The sequence below is a fragment of the Rhodobacter sp. TJ_12 genome (genome assembly GCF_020023995.1).
In the GTDB taxonomy this organism is placed as follows: Bacteria; Pseudomonadota; Alphaproteobacteria; order Rhodobacterales; family Rhodobacteraceae; genus Rhodobacter.
Genome location: NZ_NRRD01000067.1, coordinates 1 through 621, shown reverse-complemented (window position 1 = coordinate 621; position 621 = coordinate 1). Strand labels below are relative to the sequence as shown.

General features: G+C 51.4%; 1 protein-coding gene. It reads right to left on the bottom strand.

The window, feature by feature from the left end; genetic code table 11:
- The coding region (locus CKO11_RS17600; RefSeq protein ID WP_317851831.1) for a glycogen/starch/alpha-glucan phosphorylase at positions 1–488 on the bottom strand (488 nt) is incomplete at its 3' end.
- Positions 489–621: the final 133 nt, after the last annotated feature.

Sequence of the window (621 nt, the reverse complement as noted above, 5' to 3'; positions counted from 1 at the left end):
CCATCAACAATGTTCTGCTTGAACATGCCGTAATCGTAGCGAATACCATACCCGCGTCCAGGCAGCGCCAGCGTTGCCAGAGAATCCAGGAAGCAGGCCGCCAGGCGCCCTAACCCCCCGTTACCCAAACCTGGATCATTTTCTTCGTCAATCAGCTCTTCCAGATCCAGCCCCATCTCTTCCAGAGCGTTTTTGACATCGTCATAAATACCTAATGACAACAGTGCATTGGAAAGCGTGCGGCCAATCAAAAACTCCATCGACAGGTAGTAAACCTGGCGCATTTCCTGAGAGAGCTGTGCACGGTTGGAACGTAACCAGCGTTCTACCAGGCGGTCACGCACCGCAAACAGCGTGGCGTTCAGCCACTCATGCTTGTTGGCGATAACGGGATCTTTACCTATGGTAAACATCAGCTTGTAGGCGATCGAATGTTTTAACGCTTCGATGCTCAGTGTGGGTGATGCATATGTAAAAGGTGCATTCATACAAGTGATTCCTGGAAAACTATTTCAACCGATAGTAAAGATCGCGATAGGATTGCGCGGCGACCTGCCAGCTAAAATCCATGCCCATCGCCTGGCGCTGAACAAAGCGCCAGAGAGAAGGGCGGGACCACAA